Annotated in this window: 14 protein-coding genes and 1 pseudogene; 6 read left to right on the top strand and 9 right to left on the bottom strand. The window is 75.1% G+C overall.

The window, feature by feature from the left end; genetic code table 11:
* Window positions 1-28 precede the first annotated feature (28 nt).
* Window positions 29-1,183: a lactonase family protein gene (locus tag A8713_RS29170; protein WP_237305484.1), complete on the top strand. Its 1,155-nt coding sequence runs from the start codon at window positions 29-31 to the stop codon at window positions 1,181-1,183.
* On the opposite strand, the gene A8713_RS29165 is transcribed toward A8713_RS29170, so the two are convergent.
* Together A8713_RS29165 and A8713_RS29160 are read right to left on the bottom strand one after the other, a co-directional pair.
* Complete coding sequence (locus tag A8713_RS29165) at window positions 1,151-1,876, bottom strand: DUF2470 domain-containing protein (protein ID WP_064536735.1); 726 nt, start codon at window positions 1,874-1,876, stop codon at window positions 1,151-1,153. The genes A8713_RS29170 and A8713_RS29165 overlap by 33 nt on opposite strands.
* A gap of 189 nt (window positions 1,877-2,065) precedes the next feature.
* Complete coding sequence (locus tag A8713_RS29160; protein WP_064536734.1) at window positions 2,066-2,677, bottom strand: TetR/AcrR family transcriptional regulator; 612 nt, start codon at window positions 2,675-2,677, stop codon at window positions 2,066-2,068.
* A 142-nt stretch (window positions 2,678-2,819) separates the two neighbouring features.
* Between A8713_RS29160 and A8713_RS29155 the strand changes: the two genes are divergently transcribed.
* Window positions 2,820-4,361 (top strand): cytochrome P450, encoded by a 1,542-nt coding sequence (locus A8713_RS29155; RefSeq protein ID WP_064536733.1) that lies wholly within the window; start codon window positions 2,820-2,822, stop codon window positions 4,359-4,361.
* On the opposite strand, the gene A8713_RS29150 is transcribed toward A8713_RS29155, so the two are convergent.
* From A8713_RS29150 to A8713_RS29135, 4 genes and pseudogenes are all read right to left on the bottom strand, one after another.
* Window positions 4,323-5,171 (bottom strand): pentapeptide repeat-containing protein, encoded by an 849-nt coding sequence (locus A8713_RS29150; RefSeq protein ID WP_064536732.1) that lies wholly within the window; start codon window positions 5,169-5,171, stop codon window positions 4,323-4,325. The genes A8713_RS29155 and A8713_RS29150 overlap by 39 nt on opposite strands.
* Before the next feature lie 10 nt (window positions 5,172-5,181).
* A pseudogene (locus A8713_RS29145) lies at window positions 5,182-6,047 on the bottom strand (alpha/beta fold hydrolase).
* 58 nt (window positions 6,048-6,105) lie between these two features.
* The gene (locus tag A8713_RS29140) at window positions 6,106-7,044 is read right to left on the bottom strand and encodes a sigma-70 family RNA polymerase sigma factor (RefSeq protein WP_064536731.1); all 939 of its coding nucleotides are present in this window, start codon (window positions 7,042-7,044) and stop codon (window positions 6,106-6,108) included.
* Between the two features lie 104 nt (window positions 7,045-7,148).
* Window positions 7,149-8,450: an alpha/beta fold hydrolase gene (locus A8713_RS29135; protein WP_064536730.1), complete on the bottom strand. Its 1,302-nt coding sequence runs from the start codon at window positions 8,448-8,450 to the stop codon at window positions 7,149-7,151.
* Between the two features lie 228 nt (window positions 8,451-8,678).
* Between A8713_RS29135 and A8713_RS29130 the strand changes: the two genes are divergently transcribed.
* From A8713_RS29130 to A8713_RS29115, 4 genes are read left to right on the top strand one after another with little or no spacing between them, the layout of a single operon-like run.
* Window positions 8,679-9,434: a (Fe-S)-binding protein gene (locus A8713_RS29130; RefSeq protein ID WP_064536729.1), complete on the top strand. Its 756-nt coding sequence runs from the start codon at window positions 8,679-8,681 to the stop codon at window positions 9,432-9,434.
* Window positions 9,431-10,915, top strand: a complete 1,485-nt coding sequence (locus A8713_RS29125) for a LutB/LldF family L-lactate oxidation iron-sulfur protein (RefSeq protein ID WP_064536728.1) — start codon at window positions 9,431-9,433, stop codon at window positions 10,913-10,915. Before A8713_RS29130 ends, A8713_RS29125 begins: the two co-directional genes overlap by 4 nt.
* The gene (locus A8713_RS29120) at window positions 10,912-11,577 is read left to right on the top strand and encodes a LutC/YkgG family protein (protein ID WP_064536727.1); all 666 of its coding nucleotides are present in this window, start codon (window positions 10,912-10,914) and stop codon (window positions 11,575-11,577) included. Before A8713_RS29125 ends, A8713_RS29120 begins: the two co-directional genes overlap by 4 nt.
* A 4-nt stretch (window positions 11,578-11,581) precedes the next feature.
* Complete coding sequence (locus tag A8713_RS29115; protein ID WP_064536726.1) at window positions 11,582-12,736, top strand: ATP-binding cassette domain-containing protein; 1,155 nt, start codon at window positions 11,582-11,584, stop codon at window positions 12,734-12,736.
* A 42-nt stretch (window positions 12,737-12,778) separates the two neighbouring features.
* Here the strand turns inward: A8713_RS29115 and A8713_RS29110 are convergent, their stop codons facing one another.
* From A8713_RS29110 to A8713_RS29100, 3 genes are read right to left on the bottom strand one after another with little or no spacing between them, the layout of a single operon-like run.
* Window positions 12,779-13,729 (bottom strand): ABC transporter substrate-binding protein, encoded by a 951-nt coding sequence (locus A8713_RS29110; protein ID WP_064536725.1) that lies wholly within the window; start codon window positions 13,727-13,729, stop codon window positions 12,779-12,781.
* Entirely contained in the window at window positions 13,726-14,400 is a 675-nt protein-coding gene (locus A8713_RS29105; protein ID WP_064536724.1) for an ABC transporter permease, read from the bottom strand. Before A8713_RS29105 ends, A8713_RS29110 begins: the two co-directional genes overlap by 4 nt.
* A gap of 28 nt (window positions 14,401-14,428) precedes the next feature.
* Window positions 14,429-15,109 carry an ABC transporter permease gene (locus A8713_RS29100; protein ID WP_064536723.1) on the bottom strand — a complete coding sequence of 227 codons (681 nt, stop codon included), beginning with the start codon at window positions 15,107-15,109 and terminating at the stop codon, window positions 14,429-14,431.
* Window positions 15,110-15,139 lie beyond the last annotated feature (30 nt).

Genomic DNA, 15,139 nt, shown 5'->3' with positions numbered 1-15,139 from the left:
GGGCGGCCGGTGGAGCAGACGGCGGCTGATGAGCGCCGTGACGGGCGCCGCCGCGATGGCGGTGGTCCCCGCTCCGGCGCGCACGCCGGAACCGCCGGGGTCCGCGGCGCCGGCGGCGGCCGGGGAAGGCGCCCGCACGGCGAGGCGGCCGTCCGGGACCCGGCCGCTGTACCTCGGCACCTACACCTCGGGCGCGAACGGCGGCACGGGCATCGGCCTGGCGGCGTACGACCCGGTCTCGGGTGCCGTGACCGGGCAGGGCGTGCTGACCGGCGTGCCCGACCCGTCGTATCTGGCCGTGCACCCGGACGGCCGCACCCTGTACGCGGTCGACGAGCGCGCCGACGGGGGTGTGACGGCGGTCCGGCTCGCCGACCGCGCGGTGCTGGGCACCCGGAGCACCGGCGGGGCCGGGCCCTGCCATGTGTCCGTGCATCCGGGCGGGCGCTGGCTGCTGAGCGCCAACTACAAGTCCGGCAGTGTGGCCGTGCATCCGATCGACGGCTCCGGGGCGCTGGGCGAGCGCACCGCGCTGGTGACGCACTCCAGCCCGCCGCCCGGACCCGGCCAGCAGGGCCCGCACGCGCACCAGTTCACCACCTCACCGGACGGCGGCCATGTCCTCGCCGTCGACCTCGGCACGGACACGGTGTACTCCTATCGCCTGGACGAGCGCACGGGCCGGCTCGACGAGGTCTCCCGGGCCGGGACGCGGCCCGGGGCCGGACCGCGCCATCTGACCTTCCACCCGGGCGGCCGGTACGCGTACCTGGCCCACGAGGTGGACGACACGGTCGCGGTCTGCGCCTACGATCCGCCGAGCGGGCGGCTGACCGTCGGCGCGCCGCAGTCCTCGGGCTCCGGGGCGGGCACCAACTATCCGGCGCAGTTCCTCGTCACGGCGGACGGCCGGTTCGCCTATCTCGCCAACCGGGGCGACAACACGCTGGCGCGCTACGCCGTGGAGGCGGGCGGCGCCCGGCTGCGCCTGCTGGACACGGTGCCGGTGGCGGGTGACTTCCCCCGGCAGATCGCGTTCTCCCCGGACGGCGCGCTGCTGTTCGCGGCGAACCAGAGGTCGGGCACCGTCAGTGTCTTCCGCGTCGGGCGCCGGGACGGCTCGCTGCGTCTGGCGGGCGAGCCGTTCGCCTCACCCGTCGCCGTCTGCGCGCTGCCGCTGTAGCGGGCGCGGGCAGGCGGCGGCGCTGGCCTGGGCGAGCAGGACGTGCATCCGCTCGGCGAGCTGGGTGACGTCGTCGGCCGGGGTGTGGAAGGCCAGCCGTACGTCGCCCTGGCCGCGCACCCGTTCGATGCGCAGGGTGAGGCCGTGCCGGTCCACGGCGAGCGGGCGGACCCGTACGGCGCCCTGGAGGCTGTCGGCGGCGACGAGCCGGGTGAGGTGGTCCACCGCGTCGGAGTGCGCGTCGGCGAGGTGGGTGAGCAGCTGGGCCTCGGCGACGGCCAGCGGGTCGGGGGCCGCGGCGGCGAACTCGCCCGGGTCCACGGCGACGGCGTCGCCGGGGCGGCGCAGCAGCACGCGCCGGGGCCCGAAGTCCAGGTGGTCGTCGGCCCGGGTGAACCGGCCGGCCAGCCACAGCCGGGCGCGGATCCGGTCGCGCACCGGGACGGGTGCCACGTCGGCGAACTCCAGGACGCCGGGCAGTTCACCGCGCGGCGCGCAGAACGCCGCCGCGGCCAGGGGGCTGTCCTCGGGCAGCCGCAGCAGGACCCGGCCGTCCTCGGTGACGGTGTGCGCGCCGGTGAACTCCTCCCGGCCGCCCTCCGCGGTCACCGCGCAGGACCAGGCGGCGGCGAGCACCGAGCGCGCCCGCTGTGCCGCTCCGGGCACCGCCGTCCATGTGTGGCTGTCGCCCATCCGGAACCTCCTCGCTAGCCATCCATAAGGTAAGGCTTGCCTAACTTATCGAAGATCGGGGCGCACGCCAACCATGTCGGCCCGACACGGGCGTCCGGGAGGGGGCGCACGGAGGCGCGCGACGACCGGGACGGGGGACGGCGCCCGAGCGTGTCACGGGGGCGGCGGGACGGCGGCCCGGTCCGCCGGTCAGGGTGCCAGGACGCCCAGCAGCGCCCGTGCGCACAGGTCCCTGACCTGCGCCCGGGTCAGCTCGGAGCCGCGCAGCCACTCCAGGCAGACGGCGGTGGTGAAGGCCAGCCAGCCGCGGACGGCGAGCCGCAGATCGGGGCGGCGGGCGGCCGACGGGCCGAACTCGGGGTCGGCGTCCAGCGCGGCCAGGATCTGCCGCTCCTGCGCGGCCAGGGCGCGCCGGTAGACCCGGCGCACGGCCTGGTCGCCCGCCGCGTCCGCCCGGTGGAAGGCGCGGTAGCCGTGCGCGTGGGCGCTGACGTACTCCAGATAGGCGTCCAGACCCGCCGTCAGCTGCTCGCGCACGGGCACCCCGGGGACGGCCGCGGTCATCCGCAGCATCCGCCCGCTCTCCCGCTCCACGACCGCCGCGAAGAAGTCGCGCTTGGTCGGGAAGTAGTGGTACAGCAGGCCGCGCGAGACCCCGGCGATCTCGGCGACCTGCTCGATCCACACGTCGTCGTAGGGGCTCTCGGAGAACAGCCGCGCCCCGACGGACAGCAGTTGCTCCCTGCGCTCCCCCGTGCTCAGCCGGCGGCGCGTGCGCTGCTCCCCCTGGTTCGCGGCCATCCCCGCACTCTACTTGACGCGAGTTCAACAACGGGACCAGACTGGGAGCCGCTATTGAACCGACATCCAACACGTGCCGAGGGACCGGCACGGCGCCCGGCCGGGACTCCGGCGGGCCCGGGGAGAACGGGGAGCGCACGGCATGGCGGAGACCACGACCGGGACCGGACTGCCGAAAGGATTCCGCGACGCGGGGACGGGCTGGCCGCAGTTGGAGCGGCTGCCGCACCCGGCGCACCGGATCCCCTTCCTCGGCGATGTGCTGGGGGTCGACCGCAGCACGCCCGTACAGGACTCGATGCGCCACGCCCGCGCGCTCGGCCCGATCTTCCGCCGCAAGGTGTTCGGCAAGGAGTTCGTCTTCGTCTGGGGTGCGAAGCTGGCGGCCGACCTCGCCGACGAGAGCCGGTTCGCCAAGCACGTGGGCCTGGGCGTCGCCAATCTGCGGCCGGTCGCCGGGGACGGTCTGTTCACCGCGTACAACCACGAGCCCAACTGGCAGCTCGCGCACGACGTGCTCGCGCCCGGCTTCAGCCGCGAGGCGATGGCCGGCTACCACCGGATGATGCTGGACGTGGCCGCCCGGCTCACCGGCCACTGGGACCGCGCCGAGGCCACGGGGAGCGCCGTGGACGTGCCCGGGGACATGACCAAGCTGACCCTGGAGACGATCGCGCGCACCGGTTTCGGCCATGACTTCGGCTCCTTCGAACGCGCCCGCCCGCACCCCTTCGTCACCGCGATGGTCGGCACCCTCAGCTATGCGCAGCGCCTCAACTCCGTGCCCGCGCCGCTCGCCCCGCTGCTGCTGCGCGGCGCGAGCCGCCGCAACGCCGACGACATCGCGTACCTCAACCGCACCGTGGACGACCTCGTGCGCGCCCGCCGCACGGGCAGCGGGAGCGGCGGCGGCAGCGGGGACCTGCTGGACCGGATGCTGGAGACGGCGCACCCGGAGACCGGGGAGCGGCTGTCCGACGAGAACGTGCGCCGCCAGGTGATCACCTTCCTGGTCGCCGGGCACGAGACGACCTCCGGCGCGCTGTCCTTCGCGCTGTACTACCTCTCCCGGCACCCGGAGATCGCCGCCCGCGCCCGCGCCGAGGTGGACCGGACATGGGGCGACACGGCGGCGCCCGGCTACGAGCAGGTCGCCAAGCTGCGCTATCTGCGCCGGGTGCTGGACGAGTCGCTGCGGCTGTGGCCGACCGCGCCCGCCTTCGCCCGCGAGGCCCGCCAGGACACGGTGCTCGCCGACGAGCACCCGATGCGGCGGGGCGCGTGGACACTGGTGCTGACCCCGATGCTGCACCGCGACCCCGACGCCTGGGGCGCGGACGCGGAGCGCTTCGACCCGGACCGCTTCGACGCGGCGGCGGTGCGCGGCCGTCCGCCGCACGTCTTCAAGCCGTTCGGCACCGGCGCGCGGGCGTGCATCGGCCGCCAGTTCGCGCTGCACGAGGCCACGCTGGTGCTCGGTCTGCTGCTGCGCCGCTACGACCTGCGGGCCGACCCCGCCTACCGGCTCAAGGTGACCGAACGGCTCACCCTGATGCCGGAGGGGCTGCGGCTGCGCCTGGAGCGGCGCACGGCGCCCGCCGGACGGGAGCCGGAGGCGCCGGTGGCGGTGGCGGAGGGCGGCGGATCAGGGCCGCGCTGCCCAGTGCGCGGGGCGGGTGACTGACCCCGGCAGCCGGGTGCCCGCGGTGCCGCGGGCCGCGTTCAGCTGCGGCTGGGTCAGGAAGAACGCGCCGGTCAGGTCGGCGTCCATGAGGTTCGTGTCGCGCAGGTCGGCACCGATCAGGTCCGCGCCGCGCAGATCGGCGCCGGTGAGGTCGGCGGCGATCAGACAGGCGCCGCGCAGGCTGGCCCCGCGCAGATCGGCGCCCCTCAGCCGGGCCCCCATCAGGTCGGCGCCCCGCCGGTCCTTCTTCCGCCCGCGCACCCCGGCCCGCATCAGCTCGCTGGTGCGCAGCAGCAGTGCGTTCACGTCCTGCCGGTGGGCGTCCACGTCGAGTGCGGCCAGTTCGGCCGGCGGCAGCAGGGTCAGCTCCTCGGTGCGCTCCAGCAGGTCGCGCAGCCCGGCGTGGACCGGCCGGGCGGGGGCCAGGGTGAGTGCCTCGGTCAGATACCACAGCAGTTCGTGCAGATGCCGTACGACCGGGAAGGCCGCGGCCATCTCGCCGAGCGTGCCCGCGGGCTCCGTACGCCAGTCCCGGCCGCCGAAGGTGACCTGGGAGACCTTCTGGCCCGCGCCGAAGCAGTCGTACACGGTGCAGCCCGGGTAGCCCTCCTGGCGGAGCCGGGTGTGGATGCCGCAGCGGTGGTCGCCCAGGAGGTTCGGGCAGGGCCTCCCCGCGGGCTTGTCGCGCGCGAAGTCCGCCGAGGCGGCGAAGGGCAGGGCGACGCAGCACAGCCCGAAGCAGTTCGCGCAGTCGCCGCGCAGCCCGGACCGCGCACCGGCATCGCGCCGCTCCCCTGTCTGATCTGCCATGTCCCCCAGCCTACTGATCCGCGCCGCGCCCCCGGACCACCGCCCGGCCGAGGAAGGGGGCGACGGCGGCGCGGAAGCGGGCCGGGTCGTCGAGCCACGGGAAGTGCCCGGCGCCGGGCAGGACCCGCAGCCCGGCGCGCGGGAACAGCCCGGCGTACTCCGCCATGGCGGGCGGCGGGGAGTTCAGGCCGACCTCGCCGGCGAGCACCAGCACGGGCAGCGCGCCGAGCGCCGTCCGGGTGGCCTCCGGGTCGTACGCGCCGACGGAGCCGTAGACCGCGGCGGCCTCCGCGTTCTTCTCCTCGGCCCCGGCGGCGTCCAGGGCCCGTGCCGCGTCGTCCCAGCGGCCGTGCAGGAACGGGGCGATCGCCTCCCACCGCACCCGTGCCGTCCGGCCCGCCACGACCTCCTCCAGCGCCGCGTACGCCGCCGGGAACCACGGCTCGCGCGCCCCCAGCCGCGCGGTGGCGAGCCGTGCGTCGGCGCCGACCTCGATGCCGACCGCCACCGGGCTCGGGGTGACCAGCACCAGCCGTCCCACCCGGTGCGGATGGCGGGCCGCCCACAGCACCGCCAGGTCGGCGCCCGCGCAGTGCGCCAGCACGTCCGTCCGGTCCGGCCCCAGGTGCTCGCGCAGCGCCTCGACGTCGGCGATGAGCCGGTCGCAGCGGTACGTGACGGGGTCGCGGGGCGTCTGCGAGACGCCGGTGCCGCGCGGGTCCGCGGGGATCAGCCACCGGTGCGCGGACAGTCCGCCGAGGCCACCGAGGTAGGCGGGGCGCGCATCGGGCCGCCGGGGAGACAGACCGGCGGCGGCCCGTCGCCAACGGCGCGGTGAGCGAGGAGGGTTCCGTCCCGGGCGGGATGGGTCGGCACGGCGACGACCCCGGCAGTGGCCGCCCGGGGGAACAACGGCTCTGTCCGCGGCGGCGGTTCAGCCGGTCATGGCGGCGGGCAGGTCCAGGGGGGCCAGCCGGTCGTGGTCGGACAGGATGTAGAGGTGGGTGATCCGGCCGTCGGCGACGGTGACGGCCATGACCGAGTGCGGGCCCGCCTGAGGGGTGTTGGCCACGCCGACCGCGCCGTTGACCAGGACCAGCCGGGCCGTCGGGGCGTAGCGGGAGAAGGTGAGCGCCTGCGACGCCACGGTCCGCGCCCCGCGCACCACCTTGGAAGCGGCGGCGCCGCGGGCCAGGGCGCCGGCGTCGACCCGCAGCACCACGTCGGGGTGCAGGACCGCGACCAGGGCCTCGAAGTCGCCGCCGCGGGAGGCCGCGAGGAATGCCTCCAGCACCTCCTTCTGCCGGGCGAGGCCGGTCTCCGCTGACGGGGTCGCGCCCTGCACGCGGCGGCGGGCGCGGCTGGCCAGTTGCCGGGTCGCGGCCGCGGTGCGTTCGACGACCGGCGCGATGTCGTCGAACGGCACGGCGAACAGGTCGTGCAGCACGAACGCCAGCCGCTCGTCCGGTTCCAGGGTCTCCAGCACGACGAGCAGGGCGAGCCCCACCGAGTCGCCGCGCAGCGCCTCCCGCTCCGGGTCCGCCGAGGCCAGCGGCCGGACGACGGGGTCGGGCACGAAGGTCTCGTCGAGGGGATCCTCGCGGCGGGCGGTGCGGCTGCGCAGCAGGTCGAGGCAGACCCGGCCGGTCACCGTCGTCAGCCATCCGGCCAGGTTGCCGATGGCGTCGCTGTCGGCGCGGGTGAGTTTCAGCCAGGTCTCCTGGACGGCGTCCTCGGCCTCCGTCAGCGAGCCGAGCATCCGGTAGGCCACCGCCCGCAACTGCCCGCGGTGCTCCTCGAACCGCCGCGCCAGCCGCTCCTCGTCCGCCGTCCCGGCCGTGCCCGCCGTGCCGCCGCCCGTGCCGTCCGCCATGTGCCGCCCCCGTCGCCGTCGTACCCCCGGGCGCGCCCGCGCCCGGGGATCATCCTAGGCACGGACACGGGCGCTGCGCCGGGGTGCCCGGGACCGCGCAGGTGTCAGGCGTCGTCGCGGGCGAGGGCGAGCAGCCGGTCCAGGACGCGGGGGCCGCCGGCCCGCACCCCGTCGTGCTCGAACTCGTCGGTGACATAGGTGCGCAGGCCGCGGACGGTGCGGGCGGTGGCGAGGGCGTGCGCGGTGTCGACGTACATGTCGTCGTGGTAGACGGCCGCGGCGACCGGGACCTCGTTGGCGGCGAGTCGGGCCGGGTCGTAGAGGGGCTGCCAGTCGGTGCGGGCGGCGAGCAGATCGGCGCACTCGCGCAGCGGGCGCAGCGCGGGGTCGCAGTCGAACATCCAGGGGTGCACGGACTCGCCGGTGAACAGCAGCGGGCCGTCGTCCGCGAGCGTCTTGGCCGCGTCGAACTGCGGGAACTCGGCGCGCACCCGCTCGGCCGACCAGGCGGTGGGGCGGGCGTCCTGGCCGTAGATCGGCTCGTGCAGCAGGGCGTAGAGCGGGTGGGCCGCGTAGGACAGCAGGCCCTGGACCTCCTCCTGGAAGGCGTCGGAGAGGGCCGGGCCCGCGGGCGTGCGGACGAAGGCGCCTTCGAGGAGGAAGTGCAGCCGGTGGCTGCCGTCCGTGCCGCCGAGCAGGATGCCGAGGGACTGGAAGGCCTCCGCGGTCAGCCGGTAGCCGCCGGGCAGGACCACGTCGTGGGTGAGCAGGTGTTCGGCGATCTCGCGGGCGCGGGCGACGTCCTGGGGGTAGCGGGCGTAGTGGGCGGCGACCTTGCGTTCGATGCGCGGGTAGGCGGCCCGGTAGACGTCGTCGGCGTGCGCGTCCAGCGAGGGCAGGCCGCCGGTGATCAGGGCGGTGGACAGGCCCTCGGGGCGGGTGGAGAGGTAGTGGACGGTGCAGAAGCCGCCGAAGCTCTGGCCGAGGACGGTCCAGGGCGCGCCGCCGGTGACCTCGGCGCGGATCGCCTCGCAGTCGCGGACGATGGAGTCGGCGCGGAAGTGCGCGAGGTAGTCGGCCTGGGCCCCGGGGCCGCCGCGCAGCGGGAGGGTCTGGCGGTTGGCGGGCGTGGAGTGGCCGGTGCCGCGCTGGTCGAGCAGGAGCACCCGGTACTCCTCCAGGGCCCGGCCGAGCCACGCCTGCTTCCCGATGAAACGGTTCGCTCCGAAGCCGGGGCCGCCCTGGAGGTACAGCAGCCACGGCAGGTCCCGGTCCGCCTTGTCCCGGGCGACCGCGGCGCGGGCGTACAGCTCGATCGTCTCCCCCGCCGGGTCGTCGTGGTCGAGCGGCACGGTGAAGGAGCGGTCGGTGAGGACGACGCCGGGCTGGCGGTAGCTGAGGGTCAACGGTTCTCCCGGGACGGAGTTTCACGGCCGCGTCCCAGTTGAGCACACCGCGCTCCGCCGTCCGAGACCCGGGATCATGAAAAGGTACTGAACCGCCGGTCAGCGGGCGACCGGCCACTGCCGGTGCGCGCCGGCGCACCGCCACGCCGTGGACGAGCCGGGGGCTGCCGCAGCGCACCCGGCCTGACTAGGCTTCACCCGTCCGATGACCGACGACGAGGAGCCGCGATGCGTGTGGCCCTGTTCCTGACCTGCGTCAATGACACGCTCTATCCGGACACCGGTCGCGCCGTGGTGAAACTGCTGACCAGGCTGGGCGTCGAGGTGGACTTCCCGCCGGAGCAGACGTGTTGCGGACAGGCGCACTACAACACCGGGTACCGGCATGAGGCCGAGCCGCTGGCCCGGAAGTTCTCCGATGTCTTCCGGGACTACGAGGCGATCGTCACACCGTCGGGTTCCTGCGGCGCGATGGTGCGGGAGCTGTATCCGCGCATGGGTGAGCGGGCGCGGGCCGAGGGCCGGGGCGACACGCTGGCCCGCACCCTGGCGCCGGTGGTGCCGCGGACGTACGAGCTGACCGAGTTCCTGGTGGACGTGCTGGGGGTGACGGACGTGGGGGCGTACTACCCGCACGAGGTCACCTACCACCCGACGTGCCACGGGCTGCGCTCGCTGGGGCTCGGGGACCGTCCGCTGCGGCTGCTGCGGGCGGTGAAGGGGCTGGAACTGGTGGCGCTGCCGGGAGCCGAGGAGTGCTGCGGTTTCGGCGGGACCTTCGCGGTGAAGAACGCGGACGTGTCGGCCGCGATGGGCACCGACAAGGTGCGCAACGCCGAGTCGACCGGCGCCGAGGTGCTGTGCGCGGGCGACAACTCCTGCCTGATGCACCTCGGCGGCACGATGTCCCGGCTGCGCTCCCGGATGCGGCCGGTGCACATCGCGGAGATCCTGGCGAGCACGGAGGAGGAGCCCGCGGCATGAGCGGCAGCAGTACGTTCGTCGGGATGCCGGCGTTCCCCGTGGCCGCGCACGAGGCGGTGCGCGACCGGACGCTGCGCGGCAATCTGCGGCACGCCACGCACACCATCCGCGACAAGCGCGCCCGCGCGGTCGCGGAACTGCCGGACTGGGCCGCGCTGCGCGAGGCGGGCCGGCAGATCAAGGACCACACGCTGCGCCACCTGGACCGCTATCTGGTGCGGTTGGAAGAGGCGGTCACGGCGGCCGGGGGCACCGTCCACTGGGCGGCCGACGCGGCCGAGGCCAACGCGATCGTCGCCCGGCTGGTCAAAGAGACCGGCGAGACGGAGGTCGTCAAGGTCAAGTCGATGGCCACCCAGGAGATCGGTCTGAACGAGGCGCTGGAGGCCGAGGGCATCCGTGCCTACGAGACCGATCTCGCCGAGCTGATCGTGCAGTTGGGCCGGGACCGGCCGTCCCACATCCTCGTCCCCGCCATCCACCGCAACCGCGGCGAGATCCGGGACATCTTCCGCTCCGAGATGGCCTCCTGGGGCCGCCCGGCGCCCGAGGGCCTGACCGACACACCGGCCGAGCTCGCCGAGGCGGCCCGGCTGCACCTGCGGGAGAAGTTCCTGCGCGCCAGAGTCGGTGTCTCCGGTGCCAACTTCATGGTCGCCGAGACCGGCACCCTGGTGGTCGTGGAGTCCGAGGGCAACGGCCGGATGTGCCTGACCCTGCCCGAGACGCTGATCTCGGTCGTCGGCATCGAGAAGCTGGTGCCCACCTGGCAGGACCTGGAGGTCTTTCTGCAGACCCTGCCCCGCTCCTCCACCGCTGAGCGGATGAACCCGTACACCTCCACCTGGACGGGGACCACCGACGGCGACGGGCCGCGGACCTTCCATCTGGTGCTGCTCGACAACGGCCGCACCGACACCCTCGCCGACGAGGTCGGCCGCCAGGCGCTGCGCTGCATCCGCTGCTCGGCCTGCCTGAACGTGTGCCCGGTCTACGAGCGGGCCGGCGGCCACGCGTACGGCTCCGTCTACCCCGGGCCCATCGGGGCGATCCTCAGCCCCCAGCTGCGCGGTACCGGCAGCGCGATCGACGCCTCACTGCCGTACGCGTCCTCGCTGTGCGGCGCCTGCTACGAGGTGTGCCCGGTCGCCATCGACATCCCCGAGGTGCTGGTGCACCTGCGCGAACGGGTCGTCCAGGGCGGCGAGGCGGTGCGCGGGGGCAACAAGGTGGTGCTGAAACCCGCGAAGGGGCACGGCGCCGAGCGGGCGGCGATGCGCGCGGCCCGCCTCGCCTTCTCGCACCCCGCGCTGCTGCGCGGCGGGCAGCGGCTCGCCTCGCGCACCCGGCGCCTGCACCCGCGCACCCTGCCCGGACCCGGCCGGGCCTGGACGGGCACCCGGGACCTGCCCGCGCTGCCCGCGGAGCCGTTCCGGGACTGGTGGCAGCGCACGCGCGGCGGCACGGAGGAGGCGAAGTGAGCAGCAGGGAACGGATCCTGGGCCGGGTGCGGCGCGCGCTCGCGGACGTACCGGCCGACGACACCCCCTACGAGCGGGCGGTGGCGCGCGGCTATCTGCGCCGCCACGGCGGCCCGGACACCGCCGCGACGGTCACGCTGCTCGCCGAGAACCTCGCCGACTACCGGGCGCTGGTGCACCGCTGCGACCGGGCCGGGCTGCCCGCCCTGATCGCCCGGCTGCTGGACGCCCGGGGCGCGGCGAGCGTCCTGGTCCCGCCGGGCCTGGACGGGGAGTGGCTGGCGGCGACCGGAGTGAGGCGGGTCGCGGACCGGCCGGACAGCACGCCCGGCGCACTGGACCGCGTCGACAGCGTGGTCACCGGCTGTGCCGTCGCCGTCGCCGAGACCGGCACGCTCGTCCTGGACGGCTCGCCCGACCAAGGGCGCCGCCGGATCACGCTCGTGCCCGACCACCACATCTGCGTGGTGCGCGTCCCGGACCAGGTGGTCTCCTCGGTGCCCGAGGCGCTGCCCCGGCTCGATCCGCGCCGCCCGCTGACCTGGATCTCCGGCCCGTCCGCGACCAGCGACATCGAACTGGACCGGGTGGAGGGCGTGCACGGGCCGCGCACCCTGGAGGTGGTGCTGATGAGCGAGGAGCCCGCGGCGCCGCTAGCGTGAGGGAATGATCCGGTTCGAACAGGTCACCAAGCGGTACCCGGACGGGACCACGGCCGTGGACGGCCTCAGCTTCGAGGTGTCCGAGGGCGAACTCGTCACCCTCGTGGGCCCGTCCGGCTGCGGCAAGACCACCACCATGATGATGGTCAACCGGCTGATCGAACCGACCTCGGGCCGCATCCTCGTCGGCGGCGAGGACATCGCCGCCCTCGACCCGGTGCGGCTGCGCCGCCGCATCGGCTACGTGATCCAGCAGGTCGGCCTGTTCCCGCACCGCACCGTCCTGGACAACACGGCGACCGTGCCCGCGCTGCTCGGCTGGAAGCGGGCCAGGGCGCGGGCGCGCGCGGCCGAACTGCTCGACCTGGTCGGTCTCGACCCCAAGACGTACGGGCCGCGCTATCCGGAGCAGTTGTCGGGCGGACAGCGGCAGCGGGTCGGGGTGGCGCGGGCGCTGGCCGCCGATCCGCCGGTGCTGCTGATGGACGAGCCGTTCGGGGCCGTGGACCCGGTGGTGCGCGAGCAGTTGCAGGACGAGTTCCTGCGGATGCAGGCCGCCGTGCGCAAGACGGTGCTGCTGGTCACCCATGACATCGAGGAGGCGGTGCGGCTCGGGGACCGCATGGCCGTGTACGGGCAGGGGTGCATCGAGCAGTTCGACACGCCCGGCGCGGTGCTGGGCGGTCCGGCGACCGAGTACGTCGCCGCGTTCGTGGGCGCCGACCGCGGTCTGAAGAGGCTGTCGGTGACGGCGGTGGAACCGGGCGACCTGGAGCAGCCGCCCGTGGCCCGGCCCGACGAGTCCGCCGAGCGGGCCGCCGAGCGGCTGCGCGCCGGGGGCGCCCGCTGGGCGGTGGTGTTGGACGCCTCGGGCGATCTGCGCGGCTGGGTGGGTCTCGACGCGCTGGGTGCGGGCGGCCGGGTCGGTGACCTGGCGCACCGGATGAGCGCGTGGGTACCGGTGGGCGCCCCGCTCAAGCAGGCGTTCGGGGTGATGCTCCAGCACGACGCGGGCTGGGTCGCGGTGCTGGACGGGGCGCGGTTCCTCGGGGTGCTGACCCCGGCGAAGCTGCACGAGGCGCTGCGCCGCTCGGTGGACGCGGACGCGCGCGGGGTGCCGCGCGGGCAGGTCGGGTTCGACTCGGTGGCCGACGCCTGATGCCGGAGGTCGGGGCTCCCGGCACACTCCCGGCGCTCCGTCTCACTTGAGCAGGCCCTTCTCCTCCAGATAGGCGCGGGCCACGTCCGAGGGCAGCCGGCGCCAGCTGTCGACGCGCTGGTCGAGGTCGGCCAGGTCGGCGGTGGTGAGGACGGCGTTGAGCCGGTCCAGCACGCCGGTCACCCGCGCGCTCCCGGCGCGGGCGCGGTTGACGACGGGGACGATGTAGTCGGCGTTCTGGAGGTGCTTGTCGTCGGCGAGCAGGACCAGGCCGAAGGAGTCGAGGGTGGCGTCCGTGGTGGTGGTCAGCACCATCTGGTCGCGGCCGTCGCGCACGGCCTGCTTCGCCTGCGTGGTGCCGACGCCCTTGGGGTCGACGCCGGTGATGTCGATGCCGTACACCTTGCGCAGTCCCGGCGCGCAGTACGGCCGCGACACGCACTCGTCCCCGGCGGCCAGCCGCACCTTCAGGCCCGAGGCGCCGAGGTCGCCGAGGGTCTTCAGCCGGTGCTCGCGGGCGTAGGCGCGGGTGACGGCGAAGGCGTTCTGGTCGACGGCCCGGCCGGGGTCGAGGACGGTCAGGCCGCGCGGGGCGGCGAGCGCGCGCAGGGCGCGCAGGGTGGCGGCGAGGTCGGGCGAGCCGGCCGGGGGCGCGCCGGTGCCGTGCGTCTTGGCGGCCAGCCAGTCGGCGAAGGTGGCCGCGTACTCGGGGACGACGTCGATCTGGCCGGACTCCAGGGCGGGTTCGTACAGTTCGCGGTTGGCGACGGTGATCAGGGACGTCCGGTACCCGGCCTGCTCCAGCAGCAGTGCGTACATCTGTGCGAGCAGGTCGCTCTCGGTGAATCCGGCGGAGCCGATCGTCAGATGGCGGCTGTCGCCGGGCGGGGCGGTGACCTCGCCGCGCTGCTCCAGGGAGGGGCCGGCGGCGCAGGCGGTGAGCGGGCCGAGCACCAGCAGCAGGCGCAGCAGGAACAGAGCCGGCGCCCTCATCGGCGGCCGCCCCTGCCCCGGCCGGGGGCCAGCCGCTCCACCGTCTCGAAGACGGCCTCGACGACCAGCGCGAACGCGGCGACGAGGACGGCGCCCGCCACCACCTGCGGGGTGCTGGCCAGGTTGAACCCGGCCGTGATGATCCGGCCGAGTCCGCCGCCGCCCGCCAGCGCGGCGATGGTGGCGGTGGCGACGAGCTGGACGGCGGCGACGCGCACCCCGTTCAGCACCATCGGCGAGGCGAGGGGCAGTTCGACGCGGAGCAGGGTCTGCGCGCCGGTCATCCCCATGCCGCGCGCGGCCCGTACGACGTCGCGGTCGACCTCGCGCATCCCGACGTAGGCGTTGGTGAGCAGCGGCGGCACCGCGAACAGGACGAGCGCCACGACGGTGGGGCCCTCGCCCCACCGGCCGACCGGGGTGAGCAGCAGCAGGACGAGGACGGCGAAGGTGGGCACGGCGCGGCCGATGTTGGCGAGGTTGACGGCGAGGGCGCCGCCCCGGCCGAGGTGGCCGAGGACGAGGGCGACGGGCAGCGCGATCAGGCAACTGGCGGCCAGGCAGACCACGGTGAGCAGCAGGTGCTGGAGCAGACGGTGCGCGATGCCGTCGTCGCCCGGCCAGTGCGCGGGATCGGTGAGCCAGCCCCAGGCGTCGGCGAGGGTGCTCATGGGCGCCGGGTCCCGTCCGCCGCGGCGCTCACGCGCGGGCCGCCCGGGTCCAGGGGGTGAGCAGCCGCTGCACTCCCAGCAGGAGCAGGTCGGCGGCGACGGCGATCACCACGCACAGCACGGACGCGGTGAGCACCTGCGCCTTGAAGTAGGTGTTCATGCCCGCGTAGATGAGGTTGCCCAGGCCCCCGAAGCCGACGATCGCGCCCACCGTCACCAGGGACACCGCCGAGACCGTCGCGATGCGCAGTCCGGCCATCGCGGCGGGCAGCGCGAGCGGCAGTTCGACGGCCAGCAGCAGCCGTACGGGGCCGTAGCCCATGCCGCGTGCCGCCTGCCGGGTCTCCTCGGGGACCGCGCGCAGGCCCGCGAGGATGTTGCGGACCAGCAGGGTCAGCGAGTACAGCACGAGACCGGCGACGACGAGGGTGGCCGACAGCCCGTACAGCGGCAGGAGCAGGGAGAACATGGCCAGGGACGGGATGGTGTAGAGGACGGTCGTGAGGGCCAGGACGGGTCCCGCGGCCCAGCGCAGGCGGCGGGCGAGCACGGCCAGCGGGACGGCGACGGCCAGGGCGATCAGCACGGCCAGGGCGGTCAGGCGCAGATGCTGGAGCACCGCGTCGAGCAGGACGCCGCGACGGGTGCTCAGATAGGCGCCGCAGATCCACTCGTTGCGCGCGAGGCAGTCGTCCGGGGGCGCGGTCACCTGTCCATTGCAGCGGTGGCGGGCGGGGTC

Source organism: Streptomyces sp. SAT1 (genome assembly GCF_001654495.1).
Classification (GTDB): Bacteria; Actinomycetota; Actinomycetes; order Streptomycetales; family Streptomycetaceae; genus Streptomyces; species Streptomyces andamanensis.
Note: the sequence above shows the minus strand (reverse complement) of the source record. Positions and strands in the feature narration are given on the sequence as shown.